Origin of the sequence: Roseovarius nitratireducens, assembly GCF_002925845.1 — a bacterium.
In the GTDB taxonomy this organism is placed as follows: domain Bacteria; phylum Pseudomonadota; class Alphaproteobacteria; order Rhodobacterales; family Rhodobacteraceae; genus Roseovarius; species Roseovarius nitratireducens.
The window spans coordinates 44,802-68,519 of sequence record NZ_PDNI01000043.1 but is presented as its reverse complement, the minus strand read 5'-3'; the positions used below and the strand labels follow the sequence as shown (position 1 = coordinate 68,519).

Sequence of the window (23,718 nt, the reverse complement as noted above, 5' to 3'; positions counted from 1 at the left end):
TCGGTGGAATTGTCGCGGTTGTCGCCCATGAAAAAGTAATGCCCCTCCGGCACCGTGAACACGCCGGTATTGTCGGCCCGTTGCGGGCCGCTGTCGAGGATCGTATGACTGTGTCCATTCGGCAGCGTCTCGATGTATCGCTGCTTTATACAGTCTTCGTCCAGCCTAACTCCCCGATTGACACAATTCATGGTCACCCTGTCGCCCATTGGTCCCTGCGGGCCGTATTTCTCAATGAACTCGCCCGCCGGTTCGATCTCCACCGCCGTGCCGTTGATATGCAGCACCCCGCCCTTCATCTGGATCCGGTCGCCCGGAAGCCCGATCAGCCGCTTGATGAAATCGGTGCCGTCCACCGGGTGGCGGAACACGATGATGTCGCCACGCTCGGGCTCGCCGCCGAGGATGCGGGTGTTGTCACCGTCGAGCCAGCCGCAGATGTCGCGCGCGTCGATATCGAGCCCGCCCAGCCGGATCGATGGGCAGGAGGCATAGGAATAACCGTATGCCATCTTGTTGACGAAGAGGAAATCGCCAATGAGCAGCGTATCCTTCATCGACCCGGACGGGATCCAGAAGGGCTGAAAGAACAGGGTGCGGAAGATGCCTGCAATCACCAGCGCCCAGAAAACGGTCTTGACCGTCTCCCAGATGGAGCTGCCTTTCTGGGTCTCGGATGCCATGCCTGTCTCCGCGGGGGTGCCTGTGGTCCGGCGCTTCATGCGGCGCGTGGGCCGGGGTGTCAAGGCGCGGGCACGATCGGGCGTGCCTCGATCACCACGAAAGCCTGCGCCCAGGGGTGATCGTCGGTCAGCGTGACGTGGATGATCGCCTCGTACCCCTCGGGCGTCATCTCGGCCAGCCGGTCGGCAGCCCAGCCTGTCACATGCATCACCGGCTGCCCTGTCGCCAGATTGCTGACGGCCATATCCTTCCAAGCGATCCCCATGCGCAGCCCCGTGCCGAGCGCCTTGGAACACGCCTCCTTGGCGGCCCATCTCTTGGCATAGGTGCCCGCCACATCGGCGCGGCGCTCGGCCTTGGCTTGCTCAATCTCGGTAAAGACGCGGTTACGAAACCGGTCGCCGAACCGCTCCAGCGTGCCGGCGATCCGGTCGATATTCGCGAGATCCGTGCCGATGCCGAGGATCACCCCCGCGCCTCATCCATCAGGCGGCGCATCTCGGCGATGGCCGGTTGCAGCCCCATGAATATCGCCTCGCCAATGATGAAATGGCCGATATTCAGCTCCCTCACCTCTGGCAATGCCGCCACCGGCTGCACCGTGTCATAGGTCAGCCCGTGCCCGGCATGCACCTCCAGCCCCAGCGAATGGGCATAGCTGGCCATCTCGCGCAACCCCTCCAACTCGCGGTCGCGGGTGGTGATATCGCCCTCGGCATGGGCATCGCAATAGGCGCCGGTGTGCAGCTCGATCACCTCCGCGCCGATCCGGTGGGCGGCGTCGATCTGGCGCTTGTCCGCGGCGATGAAAATGGACACCCGGCAGCCCGCCTCGCGCAGCGGCACTATGTAATGCGCCAGCCGGTTCTCCTCGCGGGCCACTTCGAGCCCACCCTCGGTGGTGCGTTCCTCGCGCTTTTCGGGCACCAGACATACGGCGTGGGGCTTGTGGCGCAGGGCGATCTTCTGCATCTCTGCCGTCGCCGCCATCTCGAAGTTGAGCGGCACCGTCAGCACCTCAATCAGCCCGTCGATATCGGCGTCCGAGATGTGGCGGCGGTCCTCGCGCAGATGCGCGGTGATCCCGTCAGCGCCCGCCTCCTCGGCGATGCGCGCGGCGCGTAGCGGGTCGGGGTAGGCCCCCCCCCGCGCGTTGCGCACGGTGGCGACGTGGTCGATATTCACGCCAAGGCGCAGTCCTGTCTCTGCCGTCATCTGTGGCTCCTTGCTCATGGGCGTCCCGCCGGGGGATCGCGCTCCGCCTTGCTCTCCTCGCTGGCCTCACGCGCCGCCTTGTCCTTTGCCGCGCGCTTCTTGCGCAGCGCCTCCCACTTGGCCCGGAGCGCGCCGCGCCGCCGCTTCTGGTAGGCGGCGATCACCGGCAGGCTGATGTAATAGGCGGCAAGCCCTGCCACCATCCCCGGCACGATACCGCCGATCATGTAGGGAAAGAACACCTCGTCATAGAAAATGCCCAGCCCGTGCCAATCCGCCTGCCGGTCGGTGAAGATGGCGATGATATTGTTTTTCAGATCCTCGCCCGCGTCGAGAAACTTGCCACCGAGCGAGCGGCTGATCTCCTCCTCGTGGGGTGTGTGGCGTCCGAGGATGACATGCCCGGTCTGCAAGGACACCACGCCAATCGGCAGATAGGTCAGCGGATTGCCGAAGAACGTGCCCAAGAGCGCCGCCGGGATGTTGCCGCGCACCACGAAGGCGAGCGTAGCGGCAACGACGAAATGCAGCCCGTAGAACGGTGTGAAGGTGGTGAACACGCCCGCGAAGATGCCCCGCGCGATCCGGTCAGGCGGGTCTGGCAGGCGGTTGACCCGATGCTTGACATAGGTGAACGCGCGCGCCCAGCCGCCCCGCGGCCAGAGAAAATTGGCCACGATGCGCCACCACGGCCTACGGTCTCGGCGTCTGAAAATCACGCCTACGGCTCCTCGCGCTTGTCCCCCGAGCGGGACGGATCGCGATAGCGTTCCACGGCGGCAACGTCCGCCTCGGCGTCGAGCGCCGACAGGACGCTGTGCAGATGCTCGGCATCGCGCAACTCGACATCGATCAGCAATCGGTAAAAATCTGGTTTCCGGTCGACGAATGTCAAATCCGAGATATTGGCCTTCTGCTCGCCTATCAAGGTGCAAATCCGCCCCAGCACGCCCGCATCGTTGCCGATGGTCAGGTCGAGCGTTACGGCATAGGCCGCCGGATGCTTGCCGGTGTGCCAATGCAGGTCGAGCCAGCGCTCGGGCTGCTGATCGTAGCGCGACAGTGTCTCGCAATCTATGGCGTGGATCACCACGCCCTGCCCGCGATGGGTGATGCCGACGATACGCTCGCCTGGCAGCGGCTGGCAACAGCGGGCGCGGGCAAATCCCTGGTCGGCGGCGAGGCCGATCACGGCCCGGTCACGGGCCACCTCGGCCTCGCCCGCGGGGGCGAGATCGGGATAAACCGCGCGTAGCACCTGCTGCGCGGTCAACTCGGCGCTGCCCAGGCGCGCGCGCACCTCGTCGGCATCCTTGAGCCGCAGCGTGCGCGCCGCGGCCTCCAGCGCCTTGTCCGTGGCGCGCTTGCCCACGTGCTCGAAGGCTGAGCGCGCAAGCTCGCGGCCCAGCTTGACATAGCGGTCGCGGTCCAGCTCACGCAGCGCCCGGCGAATGGCCGCGCGCGCCTTTCCGGTGGTGGCAATGTCGAGCCACGCGGCCTGCGGCATCTGCCCGCCCGCTGTAATGATCTCGACCGATTGCCCATTCTTGATCCGCGTCCAGAGCGGCACGCGCATCCCGTCCACCTTGGCCCCCACGCAGGCATGCCCGATCCGCGTGTGGATGGCATAGGCGAAATCTATCGGCGTGGCCCCGCGCGGCAGCTTGATGACATCGCCCTTGGGGGTGAAACAGAACACCTTGTCGGCATACATCTCGAGCTTGACCGCCTCGAGGAAATCCTCGTGATCCTCCTCGGCGTCGAACTGTTCGTTCATCGCCGAGATCCAGCGCGCGGGATCGACGGCAAAGGGGTTCTCGGCGCGCACCCCGTCGCGATAGGACCAGTGCGCCGCGACCCCTGTCTCGGCCACGTCATGCATCGCCTGAGTGCGGATCTGCACCTCCACCCGCTTGCCGTCCCGCCCCGACACAGTCGTGTGGATCGAACGGTAACCGTTGGATTTTGGCTGGCTGATGTAGTCTTTGAACCGCCCCGGCACCGCGCGCCAGCGGCGATGGATCACGCCCAGGACCGCGTAACAATCGGCCTCGGACCCGGTGATGATGCGAAAGCCGTAAATGTCGGACAGCCGCGAAAAGCCCATCTGCTTTTCCTGCATCTTCCGCCAGATCGAATAGGGCTTCTTCGCGCGCCCGAACACCTCCGCCGCGATCCCCGCACGATCGAACTCAAGGCGCATGTCGCCGGTGATTCGCTCGACCACGTCGCCGGTCTCGCGCTGAAGCGTGATGAAGCGGCGGATGATCGAGGCGCGCGCCTCGGGATTGAGCACGCGGAACGCGAGATCCTCGAGCTCCTCGCGCATCCACTGCATCCCCATGCGCCCCGCGAGCGGCGCGTAGATGTCCATCGTTTCGCGCGCCTTCTGCGCCTGCTTGTCAGGGTGCATCGCCTTGATCGTGCGCATGTTGTGGAGGCGGTCGGCGAGCTTCACCAGGATCACCCGCAGATCGCGCGACATGGCCATGAACAGCTTGCGGAAATTCTCCGCCTGCTTGGTTTCGGAGCTCGACAGTTGCAGGTTGGTCAGCTTGGTCACGCCATCGACCAGCTCGGCGATCTCGGTGCCGAAGCGCTCTTCCACCGTGCGGTAGGACGCCTTGGTGTCCTCGACCGTGTCGTGCAAGAGCGCGGTGACGATGGTCGCGTCGTCCAGCCGCTGTTCCGTCAGGATCGCGGCGACCGCGACGGGATGGGTGAAATAGGGCTCGCCCGAATGCCGCGACTGGCCCTCATGCATCTCGCGGCCAAACGCATAGGCGTCGCGGATGAGGGCCTCGTCCGTCTTCGGATTGTAATGGCGCACCAGCGAGATCAGGTCATCGACGGCGATCATCTGGTGGCACGCCCCGGTCCCTTGGCGGCTGCGACGGGCCTCAGCCCTCGCCCTGCGCTTCCATCAGGGCGCGCAGCAGCTTTTCCTCGGACATGTCGTCCGGCTCCGGCTGGTCGGCTTCCGCCCCCATCATAAGCGCCATCGTGTCCTCTTCGGGCTCGTCCACCTCGATCTGGGTCTGGTGGGATTCGATGAGCCGCTCGCGCAGATCCCCCGCCGATTGCGTCTCGTCCGCGATTTCGCGCAGCGCCACGACAGGATTCTTGTCGTTGTCGCGATCCACCGTGAGCGGGGCGCCGGCGGCGATCTCGCGCGCCCGGTGAGCAGCGAGCATCACCAGATCGAATCGGTTCGGGACCTTGTCGACGCAGTCTTCTGTGGTTACGCGGGCCATGCGACCTCCGGCAGTTCTCGGGCATTTCGATCAGAAGCCCGGTATTTAAGGCGTCGGGCCGGGATTTACAAGCACCGATTCGGCAGCGCCACGACCTCGGCGCGCGCCGCCTCGGGCAGTGCCGCGAGCATCTCGCGTACCGTCTGCCCGAGGATTGGATGACGCCAGTCAGGGGCCACATCCGCCAGCGGCACCAGCACGAAGGCCCGCTCCTGCATCCGCGGATGTGGAAGGATGAGCCGGTCGGGGGCCTGCCCCTGCGCTTCCAGAGGTCCAAGCGCGCGCCAGCGCCCGTGCGTTCCGGCATCCGGCAGGACTCGCGCACCGATGGCCAGCAGATCGAGGTCGAGCGTGCGCGCGCCCCAGCGCGCGGCACGGCCGCGTCCGAATTCCGCCTCTACCGCATGCAGTTGCGCGAGCACCGCCTCAGGCGTGCCTGCGATGCGTAGCGCGGCGGCGGCATTAACGAAATCCGGCCCCGACCCCGGCGGAAAGGCCGGCGTGCGGTAGAACGCGCTCACCGCGGCCTGCGTTCCTGCCATGATCTCCAGGCGTTTCACCGCGGCATCAAGCGTTGCTGCCGGCCCGCCCTCGCGGTCCCCATCGCGCAACGGCAAGTTTGCGCCCAGCGCGATCAAGCACAGTTGATCCGACGTCATCACAAACCTATCCTTTTGTGACGTGCCACTCACTTGAAGCCAGCAAGGTCACCGATTAACTCTTCCGCTACATCCGGCTTGACGCACCACTCACACACTCACTCATCCACAGGCAAGCCGGATCGATTTGAAAGGATATTACACGATGTTTTACAAGGATGATCGTCTGGCCTTGTTCATCGACGGCTCGAATCTCTACGCCGCCGGCAAGGCTCTCGGGTTCGACATCGACTACAAGCTGCTGCGCAACGAATTCATGCGCCGGGGCAAGCTTCTGCGCGCGTTCTACTACACCGCGCTTCTCGACAATGACGAGTATTCACCGATTCGCCCCCTCGTCGATTGGCTGCATTACAATGGCTATTCGATGGTGACCAAGCCCGCGAAGGAATACACCGACAGCCAGGGCCGCCGCAAGGTCAAGGGCAACATGGATATCGAGCTCGCCGTCGACGCGATGGAGCTTGCGCCGCGCGTCGATCACATCGTGCTGTTCTCGGGCGACGGAGATTTCCGACCGCTGGTTGAGAGCCTGCAACGTCAGGGTGTGCGTGTCTCGGTGGTATCGACCATCCGCAGCCAGCCGCCGATGATCTCTGATGACCTGCGCCGCCAGGCCGACAATTTCATCGAACTCGACGACCTCAAGGAGGTGATCGGGCGTCCCCCGCGCGAACCGCGCGATCCGTCCGAGCGCGAGGCCGCCTACGCCACCGCGCAAGAGTGACGACCAGGGCAGGCGCGCGTTACTCGCGCGCCTCGCCACTCTCCTCGGGCACCGACGGCTCGCCGCGCCCCACTGACAGGCCCAGGAGCCGCCACTCCATGCCGTCTTGCGCGAACAGCATGTCGAACAGCACCGCCTCGGGGCGCATCGGGATGCGCCCACGCAGACGCAATGCACCGTCTTCGACGATCTCGGGCGGCACGGCCATTTGCGGCGCGTAGAGCACCACCCGCCCAAGCGGCAGGTCGCGGGTGCGCGCGAACACGCCGGCCAGCCGCGCGGCGTCATTGGCGGCGCGGAACCCGGGCGCAGAAAGATCGCGCAGCACCGTGTAATTGCCGGTCCGGTTGGCGTGGTCGAGCGCGATCAGCGTCGTCCAAACCAGCCGTGCCACCTCTCCCTTGGACGGTGGCGCGGTCTGGGCGGTCGCGGGCGCGGCAAGCACGGCGCTCAACAACGCCGCGCGCGCCACCACCCACAGCCAAGTCACCATTTGAACGTCACGCCGATCCGGCCGCCAACACGGTTCTCGCGAAAGCCGACCCCAATGCCACCGTCAAACTGCGCATTGGGCGAGATCCGCACCGCGCCCGTCGCTGCGAAGGCACTGCCGCCCGCATAGGTGCCAATGCCTCCAGACAGCGCGAAGTTCTCCGCCCCGGCAAGCGAAGGCGATTGCATGGCCAGCGCCATCGCCACCCCGTCGCGGTTCTCGCGGACATTGTCGTTGAGGCCGCGGATCGCCGCATCGGTCGCGCCGCCATCGGTGGCAAGGTTACCCTGTGCGTCCGATGTCACGAGTTCCACCGCCCCGGTTTGTGCCGCACGGCTGGCCGCCGAGGTGATGCCAGGTGTCGTGTAGGTATTGGTGGCGCCGCCGATGACCACCTGGTTGGCCGCCGTGGTCTGTGCCCCCGCACCCAGCGCCATCGCGTTGTCGTGGGTCGCCTGCGCGCCCTGCCCAAGCGCCGTGCTATCCTCCCCAGAGGCGGTGCTCAACTGGCCGGTCGCCGTGCCGCCGTCCCCCGAAGCGAGGCTCGCCTGCCCGGTCGCGGTGCTGAAATCGCCCGAGGCAGTGCTGAACTCGCCCGCGGCCGTGCTCTGCAGGCCAGAGGCGACGCTGTCCACGCCAGAGGCCAGACTGGCCTGCCCCGAGGCAACGCTGCCCGTTCCCATCGCGGTGCTGAAATCACCAGAGGCTTCGCTGCCCGTGCCGGTTGCCGTGCTGGACAGGCCCGAGGCCGTGCTGAACTGGCCGGTCGCCGTGCTGCCAATCCCCGAAGCGAGGCTCGCCTGCCCGGTCGCGGTGCTGAAATCCCCCGAGGCGGTGCTGAACTGACCCGTCGCCGTGCTCTGCAGGCCCGAGGCGGTGCTGAACTCGCCCGTCGCCGTACTCAGCAGGCCCGAGGCGATACTGGACCCGCCCAGCGCCGTAGCACCATCGCCCGAGGCTTCGCTTTCATGTCCAAGCGCCGTGCTGTTGTTGCCCGAGGCGATGCTCACCCCGCCGATCGCGGTGCTGAAATCCCCGAAGGCGAGGCTCTCCACACCGAACGCGGACCCTTCCAGGCCCAAAGCCTCGCTCAACGCGCCTGCCGCCGTGCTGCCGTCTCCCGAGGCGAGGCTGTTGTCGCCAAGCGCGACGCTGTCGGCACCGGTTGCTGTCGCACCAGTTCCCAGCGTCTGCGCGGTGGCGGCTGCGGCTCCGAGGCCGATGAACAATGCGGTAAGGGGGACAAAGCCGACGCGACATGACTGCGACATGATATTTTACGACTCCATAAGATTGATTTTTATGACAATAAGAACGCCAAGGCACTAATATATATGTCTTTATGGGCACTGATTCTTTCCAGATCAACCTGCAATTGGCTTCGCCGGGCGTTCAACTGCCAAGTGTAGCACCGGCACCCGTCTTCGGCTTGGGAACCGTCGCGATCCGGCCTAGGGTGCCCGGCATGATGACACGCGCCTCCGCATGATCTCCGACGCCGCGATGCTCGGACAGTTTGCCGGTCTCTTCGCCGCCGCCTTCGGCGCGGCGACGATCCTGCCGTTCCAGTCCGAGGTGGTATTCGTCGCGCTGCAGGTGGCGGGCAGCGCGCCGGTGGTGTGGCTGGTGGCTGTGGCGAGCCTCGGCAACACGCTGGGCGCGGTGGTCAACTACGTGATGGGCCGCGGGATCGAGCGGTTCCGCACCCGCCGCTGGTTTCCTGTCAACGCCGCGCAACTGGCGCTCGCGCAGCGCTGGTATGCGCGCTGGGGCGTGTGGACCTTACTGATGAGCTGGGCGCCTTTGGGCGACGGATTCACCGTCATCGCGGGGGTAATGCGCACCCCGGTCTGGGTGTTTCTCGTGCTGGTGACCATCGCCAAGACGGGCCGCTACATCGTGCTGGCCTGGCTCACAGTGCAGGCGGGCGGGTGAGGCGAAAGCAGGGGCGCTATCCCCCGGCCTCGACGTTGATCCGGTCGTGGATCGCGATGACGCGGTCGGGCCAGGTGGACTTTATATACGCCAACACTTCGCGCATCTCCGCCTCGGTCAGTGCCCCGGCGTAGCCTGGCATCCGGCTCTGGTAGCCCTGCCCCACCACCGCCGCCGTCCCGCGCCGCACGAGGTCGAGCAGGACGGCGTCTGGGTGGTGCCAGGTGTGGCCGGTCTCGTCATGCGGCGGGGCGGGCAGGTAGCCCTCGGCGTCGCGGCTCTGCCAGTCTGGCTCGCCCTGCAAGTCGCGCCCATGGCAGGTGGCGCAAGTGGCCTCGTAGAGCCGCTCGCCGCGCGCCACCGCATCGGCATCGCGGTAGGGCAACACCCCCTCCGCCTGCGCCGCGCCAGCCATCGCGCCAAGGGCCAGCCCCACGCGCAGGGCCACCATCCGTTGTCTCGCTCTCATCGGGAGCCTTTCTCTTCGCTGCGGTTCTCGCCGCTATCGGCCTCTCCCCCGCTGGAAGGTCAAGCCCGATCGCAGCGCTCGTTCCGCCACCGCCGCCCTTTACGCGCGCTGCGTGCTGGCTTATCTCCGGGCCATGCAGGACACCGACATGCCCAAGCCCTCGCTCACCCTCTGGCTTGCCGCCCCCCGCGGCTTTTGCGCCGGCGTGGACCGCGCGATCAAGATCGTGGAAATGGCGCTCGAAAAGTACGGCGCGCCGGTCTATGTGCGCCACGAGATCGTGCACAACAAGTACGTGGTCGATGACCTGCGATCCAAGGGCGCGGTCTTCGTCGAAGAGCTCGACGAGTGCCCCGTTGACCGTCCGGTGATCTTCTCCGCCCACGGCGTGCCCAAGTCCGTCCCCGCCGAGGCCGCCGCGCGCCAGATGCTTTATGTCGATGCCACCTGCCCGCTTGTGTCCAAGGTCCATATCGAGGCCGAGCGCCACCATGAGAACGGCCTCCAGATCGTGATGATCGGCCACGCGGGCCACCCCGAAACGGTGGGCACGATGGGGCAATTGCCACCGGGCGAGGTGCTGCTGGTTGAGACCCCCGCCGACGTGGCCACGCTCGCAGTGCGCGACGAGGCCAAGCTCGCCTTCGTGACGCAGACCACCCTGTCGGTCGATGACACGGCGGAAATCGTCGCCGCCCTTCAGGCGCGCTTTCCGTCCATCATCGGCCCGCACAAGGAAGACATCTGCTACGCCACCACCAACCGGCAGGAGGCGGTCAAGGCGATGGCCGAAAAGGCCGAGGCGATGCTGGTCGTGGGCGCGCCCAACTCATCGAATTCCAGGCGTCTGGTCGAGGTCGGCGCGCGCGCCGGATGCTCCTACGCGCAGCTTGTCCAGCGCGCGACCGATATCGACTGGCGGGCGCTTGAGGGCATCACCTCGGTGGGCGTCACCGCCGGCGCCTCGGCCCCCGAGGTGCTGGTCGAGGAGGTGATCGACGCCTTCCGCGCCCGCTATGACGTAACCGTCGAGATGGTCGAGACCGCGCAGGAAAACGTCGAGTTCAAGGTGCCACGGGTGCTGCGCGAGACGGCATGACGTTGGTGGCGGATGCGACGTGCCAGGTAACGCCCCAAGGATCAGCTCGGGCATGACAGCGCGTTGCGGCCGTGAGCATAATGGCCTGAAGCGGACCCTCACAGCTTGGTGCCAATGCGCGGAGTAAAGGCGCGCTTGCGCGCCGCCGCGCATCGCCGGGCCGCACCCACGGCCCGGCGATTTGGCTGGAACCTGCGCGCCGCTCGGGCCTTTCTCGGATTTGGCTGCCATAAAGCGCGGCAGAACCACCGTCGGATCGCCGCGCCGCGGCCCGTCGATGCGCGGCTAATGCGAACGTCCGCTCCAGGCCAGATCCTGACCGTGGCGACCGGCAGAAACATCCCGCTCGACAAACAACACACCACCCCCCATCCGCCCTTGCCAACCCAGCCCCACCGCGCCAATTTGCGGCCCATGTTCCGGACCATCCCGCGCGCCCCGCTGATCCTTGGCCTTGCCGGCCTCATCCCCTTCCTCTGGGGGGCGCTGACCGTGCTGCTGCCCGATCTCGGCCTGTGGACAGTGCGGGCCATCGGACCGCGCTTCGCCGGGCCTTATGTCATGCTGTTCTACGGCGCGGTGATCCTGTCGTTCATGTCCGGCGTGCTCTGGGGCTTTGCCAGCAAGGCCACCGGCACCCTCGCCGCCACCGGCTACGCGCTCTCGGTGATCCCCGCGCTCTGGGCGTTCTTCATGACCGGCGGCGGGCCGTCCTCGGCAGGGATGAACCTGATCTTCGGTTTTGCCGGGCTCTTGGCTCTCGATTGGCAATTCGCCCGCTGGGGCCTTGCGCCCGACTGGTGGATGCCGCTACGCCTCCTGCTCAGCGCCGTGGCGATCTCCTGCCTCGCCATCGGCACCTTTCTCTGAGGCCCACGACATGACCGATCTCACGCTCTATTCCATGCCCTCCTCGGGCAATAGCTACAAGGTGCGGCTCCTGCTGGCGCTCGAGGGGCGCGCCTATACCCATATCCCCATCGAGACCAACACCCCCAAACTGGCCGAGGCCAAGGCAGCGGGGCACCTGCCGCTGGGCAAGCTGCCCGCATTGCATCTGCCCGACGGCACGATCCTGACGGAATCGAACGCGATCCTGTGGTACCTTGGCCACGGCACCGGCTGGGTGCCCGAGGGCGCGCTGGCGCAGGCGCAGATGCTCGCCTGGATGTTCTTCGAGCAGAACCGGCACGAGCCGGTCGTTGCCGTGCGCGCCTCGCTCGCCACATATCCGCACCTCGCGCATGAGGCCACGCCCGGGCGCATGGCCGCCCTGCTCGACGAAGGCCACGCCATCCTCGGGCTGATGGAGGACGCGCTCGACGGGCAGGACTGGTTCTGCGGCCCCTCGCCCACCCTCGCCGATATCGCGCTCTACGCCTATACCCATACGGCGGGCACGCGCGGCGGCTTTGATATGCATCGCTTCCCGCGCCTCACCGCGTGGTGCGCGCGCGTGGCGGCGCTGCCGGGCTACGAGGGGTTGATGGATGGCTGATCTATTCGCCTATACCGACGGGGCCTGTTCGGGCAATCCCGGCCCCGGCGGCTGGGGTGTGCTGATGCGCGCAATGGAGGGCGACACGATCGCCAAGGAACGCGAGCTTTCGGGCGGTGAGGCCGAGACAACCAACAACCGGATGGAGCTTCTGGCCGCGATCCACGCGCTCGAGACACTCTCGAAGCCCTCGGCCATCACCATCGTCACCGACAGCGGCTATGTTAAGAACGGCGTGACCGGCTGGATTCACGGCTGGAAGAAGAACGGCTGGAAAACCGCCGCGAAAAAGCCCGTAAAGAACGTGGAGTTGTGGCAGCGCCTGGAAGAGGCGCAGAAACGCCACACCGTGACCTGGGAATGGGTCAAGGGCCACGCAGGCCACCCCGAGAACGAGCGCGCCGACGAACTGGCGCGCGCCGGAATGGCGCCGTTCAAGCCCGGCAAGAGCGAGGCATGAGCTACCTCGCGCTCCTCGATTACGCCGCTGTGCTGATTTTCGCACTCACCGGAGCGCTCGTCGCCTCGCGCCAGCAACTCGACATCGTGGGCTTTGCCTTCCTCGCCTGCCTGACGGCGGTGGGCGGCGGCACGCTGCGCGACGTGCTGCTCGACCGCAACCCGGTGTTCTGGATGGGCAACCCGAACTACATCCTTATTGCCTGCGCCGCCGCGCTGTTGGTGTTCTTTACTGCGCACCTGGTCGAAAGCCGCTACCGCTGGCTCCTGTGGCTCGATAGCTTCGCCCTCGCCGTGGCCGTGCCCGCGGGCGTCAGCGCGGCGATGGCGATGAGTCAGACGCAGGTGATCGTGGTGCTGATGGGCATGGTCACCGGCTGCATGGGCGGGCTCATGCGCGACGTGGTGGTGGGCGAGGTGCCGCTGGTCCTGAAACAGGGCGAGCTCTACGTCTCGGCGGCCTTCGCGGGCGCGCTCGGGGCGGTGATCGCGCGCCTCTTTACCAATGACCCGCTGGTGGTCCTCGGTATCTGCGCGGCGCTCACATGGGCCTTGCGCGCGGGCTCGCTCGCCTTCGGCTGGCGGCTGCCGGTCTACCACGCCCGCCCGCCGCGCAACTGAGGTTCACCGGCGCTCCAGATACATCCGGTAAAGCCAGATCAGCAGCACCGCCCCCAGCACCGCACCGATCAGCCCACCAAGAAGCCCCGTCACCGTCAGGATCACCCGGATCAGCACCCCGCCGATCAGCGCCCCGGCGATGCCCAGCAGCACGGTGGGCACCACGCCCGCCTGCATCCCCATCAGCCGGGTGGCGAGAAAGCCCGCCGCGGCACCGATGATGATGAGATAGACCACGCTCATGGCTCACCTCCGCCTGCGCCAATGGGTCGGCACGATGACGAGCGCGCCGACCGACGAGAGGATCGCATCTATCCCGGGCGCGCCAAAACGGATACCGAACATGATGCGGATGAAATAGAACAGGAACGCGCCGCCCACGCAGATAATGATCGACGGGATGTACCCATTGCGCGTGAACCCGCTCCGCTCGCTGGCGTAGCCCACGATGCCTGCGATCACCACCGTGCCGAAGAGTTGCAGGAACATCGCGTCACTCCAGTCGCATCCCAGGGGCAAGCGCCATGCCCCGCAGGAACTCGCCCGCATCCTGCGCCGCGCGGCCCGCGCGTTGCAAGCGCAAAAGCCGCACCGCACCGCGCCCGCAGGCCACGGTCGCCACGTCATCCAGCACCTCGCCCGGCGCGCCCTGCCCCTCGGCTAGGCACGACCCCAGAAGCTTCACGCGCTCATCACCGGCCATGCACCACGCGCCGGGAAACGGCGACAGGCCCCGGATCAGCCGATCCACCTCCTCAGCCGGGCGGCTCCAGTCCACCCGCGCCTCGGCCTTGTCGATCTTGGCGGCATAGGTGATCCCGTCTTCCGGTTGCGGCTCGGGCTCCAGACCGTCCAGCCGCCCCAGCGCCTCGACGATGAGCCTTGCCCCCAGCGCCGAGAGCCTGTCATGCAAGCCGCCCGCCGTCTCCTCCGGCGCGATCGTCACCGCCTCGCGTATCAGTACCGGCCCGGTATCGAGCCCCGCCTCCATCCGCATGATGCACACGCCCGTTTCGGCATCGCCCGCCATGATCGCGCGCTGGATGGGCGCCGCCCCGCGCCACCGCGGCAGGAGCGAGGCATGGATGTTGAGACAACCAAAGTGCGGCGCATCGAGCACCTCCTGCGGCAGGATGAGGCCGTAAGCCACCACCACCGCCACATCCGCCCCGAGCGCGGCGAACTCCGCCTGCTCATTCGCGCCCTTCAGGCTTGCAGGATGGCGCACCGGCAGGCCCAGCGCCTCGGCCCGCGCCTGCACCGGGCTCGGGCGTTCCTTCTTGCCGCGGCCCGCCGGGCGCGGCGGCTGGCAATAGACGGTCACCACCTCGTGCCCCGCCGCCGCCAGCGCATCCAGAACCGGCACCGAGAAACCCGGCGTTCCCATGAAGATCACGCGCATGCCGCCCCCTTCATCTTGCCATAAATATCCAAATCACAAGCGTTCCATACGCATCGGCCTCAGGTCAGTTTCCGCGCCCGCCGCAGCAGCATGTCCCGTTTCACCCGGCCCAGCCGGTCGAAATACATCCGCCCCTGCAAATGGTCGATCTGGTGTTGCACGGATGTTGCCCACAGCCCCACGAAATCGCGCTCCTCCATCGCACCATCGGCATTCAGGAACCGCACCGTCACCGCGCGCGGCCGCTCGATCGTCGCCGCGACGCCGGGCAGGCAGGGGCTCGCCTCCTCGTGGGGGCGCAACTCCACGCTCGCGTGCAGGATCTCGGGGTTGGCCATGCGCACCGCCTGCCCCCGTTTCGTGCTCGCATCCACCACCGCCAGCGCGCGCATCTCGCCCAGTTGCACCGCCGCCAGCCCGACACCCGGCATCGCCTCCATGACCGCGATCATCTCGTCCCACAGAGCATGCACCCCGTCGTCGATCTCCGTCACCGGGTCCGCGGCCATACGCAGCCGCCGGTCAGGCCAGCGCAGGACCGCCCGCGCGCTCACGCGCGCGCCTTCTCTCGCTTGAGCTTGACCATCCGGCGGGTGATCATCTGCCGCCGCATGGCTCCAAGATAGTCAATGAACAGCTTGCCGTTGAGGTGGTCGATCTCGTGCTGCACGCACGTCGCCCACAACCCGCCGAAGCCTTCTCGATGCTCGGCCCCGTCGGGATCAATCCAGCGCACCTCCACCTCGGCGGGGCGCGTCACGTCGGCATACTGATCGGGGATCGACAGGCAGCCTTCCTCGTAGGTGTTCATCTCCTCGGAGGACGCCAGCACCTCGGGGTTGATCATCACCAGCGGACGCGGGGCCTCGCCCTCCTCCTTGACGCAATCGAGCACGATCAATCTCGACAGCACCCCCACCTGTGGCGCGGCGAGCCCGATGCCCGGCGCGTCGTACATGGTCTCGAGCATGTCATCGGCGAGCTTGCGCAGATCGCCGGTGATCTCTTCGACCGGCGCACAGACCTTCTTGAGCCGCGGGTCGGGATGGATGAGGATGGGCCGTTTCATGGCGCTGATTTAGGGGATCGGCGCGCGTTCCGCAACGCCCTTGCAGCCGCCGCGCATTCGGCTAGCCTGCGCCTCGGCAACGAGCAGGAGACAGGCATGGATTTCGACGAGATTATCGACCGGCGCGGCACCCATTCCGACAAGTGGGACATGATGCAGGCCAAGTACGGCATCTCGCCGCAGGACGGCATCGCCATGTGGGTGGCCGACATGGATTTCCGCCCGCCCGCCTGCGTGACCGAGGCGCTCAACGGCATGGCCCGGCACGGCATCTACGGCTATTACGGCGATGATCGGGGCTATCGCGCCTCCATCCGCTGGTGGATGAAGGAGCGCCACGGCTGGCAGGTCGAGCCGGAATGGATCTTCACCACCCACGGCCTCGTCAACGGCACCGCGATGTGCGTCGATACCTTCACCGAGCCGGGCGACGCGGTGGTGCTCTTCACCCCCGTCTATCATGCCTTCGCCCGCGTGATCCGCGCGGCGGGACGCGAGGTGCGGGAATGCCCGCTCGTGGATAATAACGGCCGCTACGAGATGGATTTCGCGGCTTATGACGCCCTGATGACCGGCAACGAGCGCATGGTCATCCTGTGCTCGCCGCACAATCCCGGCGGTCGCGTCTGGACGCGCGCCGAATTGCAGGACGTGGCCGAATTCGCTCGTCGCCACGACCTCATTCTCGTCTCCGACGAGATTCACCACGACCTTCTGATGCCCGGTCAGCGTCATATCCCGATGGCCCATATCGACGGCGTCGAGGACCGGCTGGTGATGATGACGGCGACCACCAAGACCTTCAACATCGCCGGGGCCCATCTCGGCAACGTGATCATCGCCGACGAGGGGTTGCGCGCGCGCTTCGCCAAGCGGATGGCGGCGATGGGGATATCGCCCAATTCCTTTGGCCTGTTCATGGCCGAAGCCGCCTATTCACCGGAGGGCGCGGAATGGGTCGATGCGCTCTGCGCCTATCTCGACGGCAACCGAACGCTCTTCGACGCGGGCGTCAACGCCATTCCGGGGCTCAAATCCATGCCGCTCGAGTCCACCTACCTCGCCTGGGTGAATTTCTCCGGCACGGGCATGGACCCCGCCGAGTTCACCCGCCGAGTGGAACGCGAGGCGCGCATCTGCGTCAACCACGGCCCAAGCTTCGGCACCGGCGGCGAGGGCTTCCTGCGATTCAACATCGCCACGCCCCGCGCGCGGGTGGCCGAGGCAGTGGAGCGGCTGCAGGCGGCTTTCGCGGATTTGCAATAGGGCAAGCGCCGCGTCATCCGCGCGTCACGCGACCCGCCCTCTCGCGGAACGCCGCCACGATCTCGCGCGGGTCGCGGTCGGCCTCGATGGCCAGCCGCCGCAGCCCGAAATGCACATGCGCCATGTCCTGGTAGTAGCGTGTATAGGCGTAATTCGTGGCCGCCCCCGCCGCCGCGCCCAACAGCGGCACGCTCTGCGCCGCAAGCTTCTGGCCCAGCACCGCCGCCAGCCTCGGCGCCACCCGCGCGATGAGCGCCCGCAGCGCCGCCCCGGTCAGCGTCACGCGCGCCCCGATGAAGCCCAGGTCGCTGCCGTCGTCATCGCTGAGCGGCCCGGCGGTGCCGAACACCTCGACCGAGGCGAAGCGCACCCCCGGCTCGGCCGGATCAAACCCGTGCGCGGCGGCCTCGTCCTGGATCGCGCGCAACAGCACCGTCACCGTCACCGGTAGTTCGGCGAGCGCCGTGGGCAGACCTCCCATGCCCCCAGCCGCGCCCATCACCGTAGTCAGCAGCCGTGTGCGTCCCTGCGACATGTCGGGCACCGAGTCGCGCGTGCCATGCGCCGCCTCTGCCGCACCCAGCAACGCGCGTTCCGTCACCGTACCCAGCCGCGCCCGCGCCTCGGCCGGCAGCCGGTCGAGCAGCCCCTCGGCCTGCGCGCCGATGAGGTTGAGCACGTCCATCGCGCCACTGCCTGCACGCGCGTGCCGCGCCACCAGCGCGTCGAGCCGCGCTTCGACCGCCGGTTCTTCGATAGGCCGTCCAAGGATTTCCATGCCGTCCGCCTCCCAGCTCCTGCCAAAGAAATGACGGCGGCCGCGCCGGAATTCAAGCTGCGGGCGCCACCGCGCCCGCCACCCCGTCCCACGCACCGGGAGTAAGCGCCAGCCCCAGCACCCGCGCCGGGTTCGTCGGTGGTGGCATCTCGACCTTGTCGAGCCGGGCAAAGCCGAAACGCCCGTAATAGGGCGCGTCGCCCACCAGCATCACCCGCGCCCAGTCAAGCGTGCGCGCGCGCTCGACGCTCTCGCGGATGAGCCAGCCGCCCAACCCCTCGCCCTGATGGGTGGGATGCACCGCCACGGGGCCCAATAGCAGGGCGCGCGCCTCCCCCACCCGCACCGGCCAGTAGCGGATCGCACCCGCGATGATCCCGTCCTCGCGCGCCACGAGGCACAGATCAGCCACCGGCGGCACGCCCTCGCGCAGCCGGTAGGAGGACAGCGCCTCGCGCCCCGGCGCGAAGCACAGGTCATAGAGCGCCTCGACCTCCCACAGATCCTGCGGCCCCTCGGGCCCAAGCTCGACCATGACGCACCGCACCTTTGCGAGAATTGACTGGCACGCCGCGTAGCACGGCGTTACCGCTTGCACAAACCGGATCACCCCCGAAAGGAGACCGCATGTTCTACCGTCCCGAGGATGGGCATGGCCTGCCGCACAACCCGTTCAACGCCATCGTCACGCCGCGCCCCATCGGCTGGATCTCCACCCGCGACGCCGAGGGCCACGACAATCTCGCGCCCTATTCCTTCTTCAACGCGGTGGCCTATGTGCCGCCGCAGGTGATGTTCGCGTCAACCTCGGTCAAGCCCGACCGCGACGGCACCAAGGACAGCGTCGCCAATATCCGGGAAACGGGCGTGTTCTGCGTCAACGTGGTGAGCGAGGCGCTGACCGACGCCATGAACCGCACCTCGGGGCCATGGGGCCGCGAGGTGGACGAGTTCGCCGATGCCGCGCTGGAAAAGGCCGCGTGCCAGACCATCGACTGCGCCCGTGTCGCCGCCAGCCCCGCCGCGCTCGAATGCCGCCTCACGCAGATCGTCCAGCTTCCCGGCGAGGCAAATTTCGTCGTGTTCGGCGAGGTAACCGGCGTGCACATGGACGATGCCTGCCTCAACGATGGCCGTTTCGACGTCACCCGCTACAATCCGCTCTCGCGGCTGGGCTACATGGATTACACGGTTGTGCGCGACACGTTCAGCCTCCAGCGACCGGAATAGGGCGGGCGGGTCTGGCTTGGAGCGGACGTTGAAAAACGGAATCTTGAAAGAGACCTCAGCGAAACGCCTCGTTTGAACGGTGAGGTGGGATTTGTTTCCCCCGGGATGGTTTTGGGCCGGTTGTTAGGCTTCGGTGGTGGCCTTGATTGGCAGGTGAGATTGGTGAGGGAGCCGGGTTATCAGCCGTATCTCGCTTTGAACCCGGCACCTTTCCACAGGTTCCAGCCGATGGCCGCAAGACTGGTCAGGGCTTGCATTTTGGCAGCCCCGAGGAACCGGGTTCGGCGCAGGCCCCAGTGCCGCTTCCAGTGGCCAAAAATCGCCTCCACCCGCCCGCGTGTGACGCCGATTTCAACGTTCCGGGCACGCTCCTGTGGCGTCAGCTTGCGCCTGCGGACCCCGTGCTTCTGAACCCGATCGCACATCCCGTGATGCGCCAGAAGCGCCCGGGTTCGCGGCCCGATATAGGCGCTGTCCGCATAGAGGGCGGTCTCGTCGCCGACCATCAGATCACACAGGCTGTCCACTTCGGCCCGGTTCCCGGGGCTCACGGTCACGCGCCGCACGAACCCGTCCTCGTCGGCATTGACAAAGGCCTGCCAGCCCCAGACCGCCTGCCTGCGGCCCTTCACGGTGATCTTCACCGCCGAGCCCGCCTCCGGGTCTTGCGTCGAGAGCTTGCTGCGGGCCGCCTCGACCACGGTTGCGTCAACGATGGCCACCCGGCCCTCCGCGAGGATCACCCGGGCCTCCTCCAGCATGGCTACGAGTTCCGCAAGAATGCCGTCCAAACGGTCCCCCAGCCGCGCCCGGAACCGCCCCAGCGTCGAGGCCTCCGGCACGCCCGCATCCAGCTCCAGGCGGCAGAACTTGCGAAACAGAAGGTCCCGGGCCAGCTGAGCCGAGAGCTTCACGTCCGACAGATCATACCAAAGCCCCAGCAGCAGCGCCCGGAACAGCGTGAGCGCAGGATAACCGGGACGACCGGTCTGAACCTTCTCTTCTCCCGCAGGCAAAAGCGCCGCAATGCGGTCCCAGTCAATCAGCACCTCCACCTCATCCAGGGCACAAAGCGCCGGGTGGTCGAACAACTCCTGCGGAGCAAACAAGGCGGGCTGGGTCGAAAAACTCTGTCTCATGACAAAACATACCCCACCAAACCATCTCAGGGAATCCCAAGAGTTTCGCTGAGGTCTCTGAAAAGATTCCGTTCAAGAAAGTTTTAAACTTTCTTGACCTTACCTTGCTGTGCGGGTCCCCCGACACTGACGGCCTACGGCGGCTCAAGGCCACAAACGGCCCCGACATCCCTCACCCCGCCGAGATTGCCGCCCCCAGCTTTGCCGCCCGGCGGCTCTGCGCATCGCGCCCCAGCGTTCGGCACAGGATCAGCACGGGGATGAGGCCGAAGGCCACCAGCACCAGCGACGGCACCGCCGCCTCTGCCAGCCGCTCGTCCGAGGCCAGCCGGTGCGCCTGTACCGCCAAGGTCTGGAAGTTGAACGGATGCAGGATCAGCGTCGCGGGCAATTCCTTCATCACGTCCACGAACACGATCAGAAGCGCCGTCAGCACAGAGGTCCGCGCCACCGGCAGGTGCACCCGCCGCAGAAGCCCCGGCCCCGGCTGCCCCAGCGACCGCCCGATCGCGTCTAGATTGTAGGGCACCGTGGCCATGCCGCTGTCATAGGCGTTGAGCGCGGCAGCCATGAACCGCACCACGTAGGCCATCACCATCAGCCAGATCGACCCGGTGATCAGAAGCCCGGTGCGGATGCCGAAATACTCGCGCATCACCGCGTCGAGCGCATTGTCGAACGCCGCCATCGGCACCATCAACCCCACCGCGATCACGCCCCCGGGCACCGCATAGCCCAGCCCCGCGCCCACCACCAGCGCGCGCGAAGCCCGCCCCGGCCGTGTCCGCGCGCGGAAACCCACGAGCACCGCGCCCAGCACCGTCAGCACCGAGGCCACCGAGGCCAGAACCAGCGAGTTGGACATGAAGCCGAGATAGCGCGACGAAAACAGGTCCTGCCCGGAACCCACCGCCATCACCCCCAGCATCACCACCGGTAGCACGAAGCCCAGCAGCACCGGCAGGAAACAGAAGGCGAACGCGCCCGCCGCCGCCGCGCCGCGCAGGTGCGGGCGCTCCATCGTCTCGAACCGCCCGCCACGCCCGGCGGTGCGCGCCCGGCCCCGGCTCGCCCGTTCCAGCCCCGCCAGCAACAGCGCGAAGGCCAGCAGGCAGAGCGCAAGCTGCGCCGCCGCCGCCCGGTCGCCAAGGCTGAACCACGCCTGGTAGATGCCGGTGGCAAAGGTCTGCACGTTGAAGAACGCCACCGTACCGAAATCGGCGATGGTCTCCATGATCGCCAGTAGAACGCCGCCCGCGATGGCCGGTCGCGCCATCGGCAGCGCCACCCGCCAGAACGCCTGCGCCGGCGACCGCCCGAGCGTCCGCGCCACCAGGAATGCATTGGCCGATTGCTGCCGGAACGAGGCGCGCGCCAGCAGGTAGACATACGGGTAGAGAACGATGGTCAGCATTGCCGCCGCGCCGCCAAGCGAGCGCACCTCGGGAAACCAGTACTCGCGCGGGCCCCATCCCGTCACCGCACGCAGCGCCGTCTGCACCGGGCCGGGATGATCGAGCATATGGGTATAGGCATACGCCATCACGTATGCCGGAAACGCCAGCGGCAGCGCCAGCGTCACCTCCAGGAGGCGCACACCAGGAAAGCGGTAGACCGTTACCAACCATGCCGACCCCGCGCCGATGATGGCCGTGCCCACCGCCACGATCGCCACCAGCTTGAGCGTGTTGGCCGTGTAGCGCGGCAGCACCGACCACAGCACGTTCCGCCATGTGTCGAGATCGCCCGTGAACGCCGCGAGCGCCGCCGCGACGATGGGCGCGAGGCACAGGATCACCACGATCCAGGCGAGGCGGTGCAGGAAGGTCTCGCTCATCTCGGGGGACGGGCTCCGGGGCTAATCCGACGAATTCGATCAGTATTCGCCCCGCCCCGCGCGGTCAAGCCGCGCCGCCCTCAGCCGTTCACCGGCAACGCCGTGGTCGAGAACACCGTGCGCAGCGCGAAGCTCGACTGCATCTTGGCCACGCCGGGCAGCCGGGCGAGGTATTGGCGGTGGATGCGGGCGAAATCCTCGGTATCCTCGGCCACCACCTTGAGCACGTAATCCGCCGCCCCCGCGGTCAGGTGGCATTCCAGCACGTCGGGCACCCGCGCAACCGCCTTCTCGAAGGCGTCGAGCACATCGTCAGCCTGCGTGGTAAGCGTGATCTCGACGAAGATAACTGCCGGCACCCCCATCCTGCGTGCGTCGAGCAGGGCGACATAGCCGGTGATATACCCTTCCGCCTCCAGCCGCTGCACCCGCCGGTGACAGGCCGAGGCCGACAGGCACACCGCCTCGGCGAGATCGGCGTTCGAGATGCGCCCGCGTTTCTGAAGCACGCGCAAGAGCCGCCTGTCCGTGTCATCCAGCGCCATCCTGCAAGACCCTCCCCCGAAACACCGTTATCACCGAAGTATATTCACAAGATCGTCCGCCAGGCGAGTGAAATTTCAACCGCCTTGCGAGCCATCCGCGCCACAATGGATCAGAAACCCAAGGAGGAGACCCAAATGAAGATCGGCTGCCCCAGCGAGATCAAGCCCCAGGAATTCCGCGTCGGCATCACCCCCATCGCCGCTCAGGAGGCCGTGGGCCGCGGCCACGAGGTGATCGTGCAATCCGGCGCGGGCGCGGGCGCAGGCTTCGACGATGCCGCCTACGAGGCGGTGGGCGCGCGCATCGTCGCCACCGCCGAGGAAGTGTTCGCCGAAGCCGACATGATCGTGAAGGTCAAGGAGCCGCAGGCGGTAGAGCGCAAGATGCTGCGCGAGGGGCAGCTTCTCTTCACCTATCTGCACCTCGCCCCCGACGAGGCGCAGACTCGTGACCTGCTCGCCTCGGGCTGCACGGCGATCGCCTACGAAACGGTGACGGATCGCTCGGGCGGCCTGCCGCTGCTCGCACCGATGTCCGAGGTGGCAGGCCGCCTCGCGCCGCAGATGGGCGCGTGGACCCTGCAAAAGGCCAATGGCGGGCGCGGCGTGCTGATGGGCGGCGTGCCCGGCGTGGGCCCCGCGCGCGTGATCGTGATCGGCGGCGGCGTGGTCGGCACGCACGCGGCCCGCATTGCCGCCGGGATGGGCGCGGACGTCACCGTGCTGGACCGCTCGCTGCCGCGGCTGCGCTATCTCGACGACGTATTCGGCGACATGTTCAAGACTGGCTATTCCTCCGCCGGGCTGCTGGACGAGTTGCTGCCGCAGGCCGACATGGTGATCGGCGCAGTGCTCATCCCCGGGGCCGCCGCGCCCAAGCTGGTGCGCCGCGACCAGTTTCCGATGATGAAGCCCGGCGCGGCGCTCGTCGACGTGGCTATCGACCAGGGCGGCTGTTTCGAGACCTCGCGCGCCACCACCCATGCCGATCCGGTCTACGAGGTGGACGGGATCATGCATTACTGCGTGGCCAACATGCCGGGCGCAGTGGCCCGCACCTCGACGCTGGCGCTGGGCAACGCCACCATGCCGTTCATGCTGGCGCTCGCCGACAAGGGATGGAAGCGCGCCTGCGCCGACGACCCGCACCTGCTCGCCGGGCTCAACGTTCACGCGGGTCAGCTCACCTACGCCGCCGTGGGCGAGGCGCTCGGCATCGAAACCGTCCCCCCGGAAGCACTGCTCTGACCCGCCGCCTCCGGCCCGCCCGCGCGGGCCGGGGTCGTTTTCAGGATACTCGCGTCGCAATTTGAACTGGACCGGGCGCGCCCCCTCGCTT

General features: G+C 67.1%; 30 protein-coding genes. 10 read left to right on the top strand and 20 right to left on the bottom strand.

Features of this window, described 5'->3' with window-relative positions; genetic code table 11:
- The 7 genes from lepB to folK all read right to left on the bottom strand — a co-directional run.
- A partial coding sequence (gene lepB / locus CRJ03_RS08620; protein WP_104018484.1) for a signal peptidase I occupies positions 1-683 on the bottom strand: 683 nt, incomplete at its 3' end.
- Between the two features lie 59 nt (positions 684-742).
- Positions 743-1,153, bottom strand: a complete 411-nt coding sequence (acpS, locus tag CRJ03_RS08615) for a holo-ACP synthase (protein WP_104018483.1) — start codon at positions 1,151-1,153, stop codon at positions 743-745.
- Positions 1,150-1,899 (bottom strand): pyridoxine 5'-phosphate synthase, encoded by a 750-nt coding sequence (locus tag CRJ03_RS08610; protein WP_104018482.1) that lies wholly within the window; start codon positions 1,897-1,899, stop codon positions 1,150-1,152. The genes acpS and CRJ03_RS08610 overlap by 4 nt, the downstream gene beginning before the upstream one ends.
- 14 nt (positions 1,900-1,913) lie before the next feature.
- On the bottom strand, positions 1,914-2,618 hold the full coding sequence (locus CRJ03_RS08605; RefSeq protein WP_104018481.1) for a DUF2062 domain-containing protein: 705 nt from the start codon (positions 2,616-2,618) through the stop codon (positions 1,914-1,916).
- Positions 2,619-2,620: 2 nt separating this feature from the next.
- On the bottom strand, positions 2,621-4,759 hold the full coding sequence (locus CRJ03_RS08600) for a RelA/SpoT family protein (RefSeq protein ID WP_104018480.1): 2,139 nt from the start codon (positions 4,757-4,759) through the stop codon (positions 2,621-2,623).
- 40 nt (positions 4,760-4,799) lie between these two features.
- Positions 4,800-5,153 (bottom strand): DNA-directed RNA polymerase subunit omega, encoded by a 354-nt coding sequence (gene rpoZ, locus CRJ03_RS08595; protein ID WP_104018479.1) that lies wholly within the window; start codon positions 5,151-5,153, stop codon positions 4,800-4,802.
- 65 nt (positions 5,154-5,218) lie between these two features.
- Entirely contained in the window at positions 5,219-5,812 is a 594-nt protein-coding gene (folK, locus tag CRJ03_RS08590) for a 2-amino-4-hydroxy-6-hydroxymethyldihydropteridine diphosphokinase (RefSeq protein ID WP_104018478.1), read from the bottom strand.
- Between the two features lie 145 nt (positions 5,813-5,957).
- Here folK and CRJ03_RS08585 point away from each other — a divergent pair, with 145 nt between their 5' ends.
- The gene (locus CRJ03_RS08585) at positions 5,958-6,539 is read left to right on the top strand and encodes a LabA-like NYN domain-containing protein (protein WP_104018477.1); all 582 of its coding nucleotides are present in this window, start codon (positions 5,958-5,960) and stop codon (positions 6,537-6,539) included.
- Positions 6,540-6,558: 19 nt separating this feature from the next.
- On the opposite strand, the gene CRJ03_RS08580 is transcribed toward CRJ03_RS08585, so the two are convergent.
- Entirely contained in the window at positions 6,559-7,032 is a 474-nt protein-coding gene (locus tag CRJ03_RS08580; RefSeq protein WP_104018476.1) for a hypothetical protein, read from the bottom strand.
- The gene (locus tag CRJ03_RS08575) at positions 7,026-8,303 is read right to left on the bottom strand and encodes a YadA-like family protein (protein ID WP_104018475.1); all 1,278 of its coding nucleotides are present in this window, start codon (positions 8,301-8,303) and stop codon (positions 7,026-7,028) included. Before CRJ03_RS08575 ends, CRJ03_RS08580 begins: the two co-directional genes overlap by 7 nt.
- Before the next feature lie 214 nt (positions 8,304-8,517).
- Here CRJ03_RS08575 and CRJ03_RS08570 point away from each other — a divergent pair, with 214 nt between their 5' ends.
- The gene (locus CRJ03_RS08570; RefSeq protein WP_104018474.1) at positions 8,518-8,967 is read left to right on the top strand and encodes a YqaA family protein; all 450 of its coding nucleotides are present in this window, start codon (positions 8,518-8,520) and stop codon (positions 8,965-8,967) included.
- A 16-nt stretch (positions 8,968-8,983) separates the two neighbouring features.
- Here the strand turns inward: CRJ03_RS08570 and CRJ03_RS08565 are convergent, their stop codons facing one another.
- A complete protein-coding gene (locus CRJ03_RS08565) occupies positions 8,984-9,382 on the bottom strand; it encodes a c-type cytochrome (RefSeq protein ID WP_240611617.1) in 399 nt (132 codons plus the stop codon).
- A 202-nt stretch (positions 9,383-9,584) separates the two neighbouring features.
- Between CRJ03_RS08565 and ispH the strand changes: the two genes are divergently transcribed.
- The 5 genes from ispH (at position 9,585) to CRJ03_RS08540 (ending at position 13,113) form a co-directional block, all read left to right on the top strand.
- Positions 9,585-10,535 (top strand): 4-hydroxy-3-methylbut-2-enyl diphosphate reductase, encoded by a 951-nt coding sequence (gene ispH / locus CRJ03_RS08560; protein ID WP_104018472.1) that lies wholly within the window; start codon positions 9,585-9,587, stop codon positions 10,533-10,535.
- A gap of 414 nt (positions 10,536-10,949) precedes the next feature.
- The gene (locus tag CRJ03_RS08555) at positions 10,950-11,405 is read left to right on the top strand and encodes a DUF3429 domain-containing protein (protein WP_104018487.1); all 456 of its coding nucleotides are present in this window, start codon (positions 10,950-10,952) and stop codon (positions 11,403-11,405) included.
- 10 nt (positions 11,406-11,415) lie between these two features.
- A complete protein-coding gene (locus tag CRJ03_RS08550; RefSeq protein WP_104018471.1) occupies positions 11,416-12,033 on the top strand; it encodes a glutathione S-transferase family protein in 618 nt (205 codons plus the stop codon).
- Positions 12,026-12,493: a ribonuclease HI gene (gene rnhA, locus CRJ03_RS08545; protein ID WP_104018470.1), complete on the top strand. Its 468-nt coding sequence runs from the start codon at positions 12,026-12,028 to the stop codon at positions 12,491-12,493. Before CRJ03_RS08550 ends, rnhA begins: the two co-directional genes overlap by 8 nt.
- Positions 12,490-13,113 (top strand): trimeric intracellular cation channel family protein, encoded by a 624-nt coding sequence (locus CRJ03_RS08540; protein ID WP_104018469.1) that lies wholly within the window; start codon positions 12,490-12,492, stop codon positions 13,111-13,113. Before rnhA ends, CRJ03_RS08540 begins: the two co-directional genes overlap by 4 nt.
- A 3-nt stretch (positions 13,114-13,116) precedes the next feature.
- On the opposite strand, the gene CRJ03_RS08535 is transcribed toward CRJ03_RS08540, so the two are convergent.
- From CRJ03_RS08535 to def (CRJ03_RS08515), 5 genes are read right to left on the bottom strand one after another with little or no spacing between them, the layout of a single operon-like run.
- Positions 13,117-13,356, bottom strand: coding sequence for a GlsB/YeaQ/YmgE family stress response membrane protein (locus CRJ03_RS08535; RefSeq protein ID WP_104018468.1), 240 nt, complete (start codon positions 13,354-13,356; stop codon positions 13,117-13,119).
- 3 nt (positions 13,357-13,359) lie between these two features.
- The gene (locus tag CRJ03_RS08530) at positions 13,360-13,602 is read right to left on the bottom strand and encodes a hypothetical protein (RefSeq protein ID WP_104018467.1); all 243 of its coding nucleotides are present in this window, start codon (positions 13,600-13,602) and stop codon (positions 13,360-13,362) included.
- A gap of 4 nt (positions 13,603-13,606) precedes the next feature.
- Positions 13,607-14,515, bottom strand: a complete 909-nt coding sequence (gene fmt, locus CRJ03_RS08525; protein WP_104018466.1) for a methionyl-tRNA formyltransferase — start codon at positions 14,513-14,515, stop codon at positions 13,607-13,609.
- A 59-nt stretch (positions 14,516-14,574) separates the two neighbouring features.
- The gene (gene def / locus CRJ03_RS08520; protein WP_104018465.1) at positions 14,575-15,069 is read right to left on the bottom strand and encodes a peptide deformylase; all 495 of its coding nucleotides are present in this window, start codon (positions 15,067-15,069) and stop codon (positions 14,575-14,577) included.
- Complete coding sequence (gene def / locus CRJ03_RS08515; RefSeq protein WP_104018464.1) at positions 15,066-15,584, bottom strand: peptide deformylase; 519 nt, start codon at positions 15,582-15,584, stop codon at positions 15,066-15,068. The genes def (CRJ03_RS08520) and def (CRJ03_RS08515) overlap by 4 nt, the downstream gene beginning before the upstream one ends.
- Positions 15,585-15,680: 96 nt before the next feature.
- On the opposite strand from def (CRJ03_RS08515), the gene CRJ03_RS08510 reads away from it, so the two are divergent.
- Complete coding sequence (locus tag CRJ03_RS08510) at positions 15,681-16,850, top strand: MalY/PatB family protein (protein WP_104018463.1); 1,170 nt, start codon at positions 15,681-15,683, stop codon at positions 16,848-16,850.
- Positions 16,851-16,863: 13 nt separating this feature from the next.
- Here the strand turns inward: CRJ03_RS08510 and CRJ03_RS08505 are convergent, their stop codons facing one another.
- Both CRJ03_RS08505 and CRJ03_RS08500 read right to left on the bottom strand, forming a co-directional pair.
- Positions 16,864-17,628 (bottom strand): EcsC family protein, encoded by a 765-nt coding sequence (locus CRJ03_RS08505; RefSeq protein WP_104018462.1) that lies wholly within the window; start codon positions 17,626-17,628, stop codon positions 16,864-16,866.
- A 52-nt stretch (positions 17,629-17,680) separates the two neighbouring features.
- Positions 17,681-18,163, bottom strand: coding sequence for a GNAT family N-acetyltransferase (locus tag CRJ03_RS08500; protein WP_104018461.1), 483 nt, complete (start codon positions 18,161-18,163; stop codon positions 17,681-17,683).
- A gap of 92 nt (positions 18,164-18,255) precedes the next feature.
- On the opposite strand from CRJ03_RS08500, the gene CRJ03_RS08495 reads away from it, so the two are divergent.
- The gene (locus CRJ03_RS08495) at positions 18,256-18,858 is read left to right on the top strand and encodes a flavin reductase family protein (RefSeq protein WP_104018460.1); all 603 of its coding nucleotides are present in this window, start codon (positions 18,256-18,258) and stop codon (positions 18,856-18,858) included.
- Between the two features lie 179 nt (positions 18,859-19,037).
- Here the strand turns inward: CRJ03_RS08495 and CRJ03_RS08490 are convergent, their stop codons facing one another.
- The 3 genes from CRJ03_RS08490 to CRJ03_RS08480 form a co-directional block, all read right to left on the bottom strand.
- Positions 19,038-19,997 (bottom strand): IS5 family transposase, encoded by a 960-nt coding sequence (locus CRJ03_RS08490; protein ID WP_104018459.1) that lies wholly within the window; start codon positions 19,995-19,997, stop codon positions 19,038-19,040.
- A 172-nt stretch (positions 19,998-20,169) separates the two neighbouring features.
- Positions 20,170-21,834: an ABC transporter permease gene (locus tag CRJ03_RS08485; RefSeq protein WP_104018458.1), complete on the bottom strand. Its 1,665-nt coding sequence runs from the start codon at positions 21,832-21,834 to the stop codon at positions 20,170-20,172.
- Between the two features lie 80 nt (positions 21,835-21,914).
- On the bottom strand, positions 21,915-22,379 hold the full coding sequence (locus tag CRJ03_RS08480) for an Lrp/AsnC family transcriptional regulator (RefSeq protein WP_104018457.1): 465 nt from the start codon (positions 22,377-22,379) through the stop codon (positions 21,915-21,917).
- A gap of 135 nt (positions 22,380-22,514) precedes the next feature.
- Here CRJ03_RS08480 and ald point away from each other — a divergent pair, with 135 nt between their 5' ends.
- Positions 22,515-23,627 carry an alanine dehydrogenase gene (gene ald / locus CRJ03_RS08475; RefSeq protein WP_104018456.1) on the top strand — a complete coding sequence of 371 codons (1,113 nt, stop codon included), beginning with the start codon at positions 22,515-22,517 and terminating at the stop codon, positions 23,625-23,627.
- Positions 23,628-23,718: the final 91 nt, after the last annotated feature.

What these genes read in the sequence shown, in the direction of transcription:
- CRJ03_RS08565 (WP_240611617.1), bottom strand. Translation starts at nt 9,382, where the DNA reads ATGGCTGGCGCGGCGCAGGCGGAGGGGGTGTTGCCCTACCGCGATGCC.
- CRJ03_RS08580 (WP_104018476.1), bottom strand. Translation starts at nt 7,032, where the DNA reads ATGGTGACTTGGCTGTGGGTGGTGGCGCGCGCGGCGTTGTTGAGCGCC.
- CRJ03_RS08540 (WP_104018469.1), top strand. Translation starts at nt 12,490, where the DNA reads ATGAGCTACCTCGCGCTCCTCGATTACGCCGCTGTGCTGATTTTCGCA.
- CRJ03_RS08555 (WP_104018487.1), top strand. Translation starts at nt 10,950, where the DNA reads ATGTTCCGGACCATCCCGCGCGCCCCGCTGATCCTTGGCCTTGCCGGC.
- rpoZ (WP_104018479.1), bottom strand. Translation starts at nt 5,153, where the DNA reads ATGGCCCGCGTAACCACAGAAGACTGCGTCGACAAGGTCCCGAACCGA.
- CRJ03_RS08510 (WP_104018463.1), top strand. Translation starts at nt 15,681, where the DNA reads ATGGATTTCGACGAGATTATCGACCGGCGCGGCACCCATTCCGACAAG.
- CRJ03_RS08575 (WP_104018475.1), bottom strand. Translation starts at nt 8,303, where the DNA reads ATGTCGCAGTCATGTCGCGTCGGCTTTGTCCCCCTTACCGCATTGTTC.
- ispH (WP_104018472.1), top strand. Translation starts at nt 9,585, where the DNA reads ATGCCCAAGCCCTCGCTCACCCTCTGGCTTGCCGCCCCCCGCGGCTTT.
- CRJ03_RS08485 (WP_104018458.1), bottom strand. Translation starts at nt 21,834, where the DNA reads ATGAGCGAGACCTTCCTGCACCGCCTCGCCTGGATCGTGGTGATCCTG.
- CRJ03_RS08495 (WP_104018460.1), top strand. Translation starts at nt 18,256, where the DNA reads ATGTTCTACCGTCCCGAGGATGGGCATGGCCTGCCGCACAACCCGTTC.
- folK (WP_104018478.1), bottom strand. Translation starts at nt 5,812, where the DNA reads ATGACGTCGGATCAACTGTGCTTGATCGCGCTGGGCGCAAACTTGCCG.
- rnhA (WP_104018470.1), top strand. Translation starts at nt 12,026, where the DNA reads ATGGCTGATCTATTCGCCTATACCGACGGGGCCTGTTCGGGCAATCCC.
- CRJ03_RS08600 (WP_104018480.1), bottom strand. Translation starts at nt 4,759, where the DNA reads ATGATCGCCGTCGATGACCTGATCTCGCTGGTGCGCCATTACAATCCG.
- CRJ03_RS08570 (WP_104018474.1), top strand. Translation starts at nt 8,518, where the DNA reads ATGATCTCCGACGCCGCGATGCTCGGACAGTTTGCCGGTCTCTTCGCC.
- CRJ03_RS08610 (WP_104018482.1), bottom strand. Translation starts at nt 1,899, where the DNA reads ATGACGGCAGAGACAGGACTGCGCCTTGGCGTGAATATCGACCACGTC.
- def (WP_104018464.1), bottom strand. Translation starts at nt 15,584, where the DNA reads ATGAAACGGCCCATCCTCATCCATCCCGACCCGCGGCTCAAGAAGGTC.
- fmt (WP_104018466.1), bottom strand. Translation starts at nt 14,515, where the DNA reads ATGCGCGTGATCTTCATGGGAACGCCGGGTTTCTCGGTGCCGGTTCTG.
- CRJ03_RS08530 (WP_104018467.1), bottom strand. Translation starts at nt 13,602, where the DNA reads ATGTTCCTGCAACTCTTCGGCACGGTGGTGATCGCAGGCATCGTGGGC.
- CRJ03_RS08480 (WP_104018457.1), bottom strand. Translation starts at nt 22,379, where the DNA reads ATGGCGCTGGATGACACGGACAGGCGGCTCTTGCGCGTGCTTCAGAAA.
- CRJ03_RS08500 (WP_104018461.1), bottom strand. Translation starts at nt 18,163, where the DNA reads ATGGTCGAGCTTGGGCCCGAGGGGCCGCAGGATCTGTGGGAGGTCGAG.
- CRJ03_RS08535 (WP_104018468.1), bottom strand. Translation starts at nt 13,356, where the DNA reads ATGAGCGTGGTCTATCTCATCATCATCGGTGCCGCGGCGGGCTTTCTC.
- CRJ03_RS08550 (WP_104018471.1), top strand. Translation starts at nt 11,416, where the DNA reads ATGACCGATCTCACGCTCTATTCCATGCCCTCCTCGGGCAATAGCTAC.
- CRJ03_RS08585 (WP_104018477.1), top strand. Translation starts at nt 5,958, where the DNA reads ATGTTTTACAAGGATGATCGTCTGGCCTTGTTCATCGACGGCTCGAAT.
- ald (WP_104018456.1), top strand. Translation starts at nt 22,515, where the DNA reads ATGAAGATCGGCTGCCCCAGCGAGATCAAGCCCCAGGAATTCCGCGTC.
- CRJ03_RS08490 (WP_104018459.1), bottom strand. Translation starts at nt 19,997, where the DNA reads ATGAGACAGAGTTTTTCGACCCAGCCCGCCTTGTTTGCTCCGCAGGAG.
- CRJ03_RS08505 (WP_104018462.1), bottom strand. Translation starts at nt 17,628, where the DNA reads ATGGAAATCCTTGGACGGCCTATCGAAGAACCGGCGGTCGAAGCGCGG.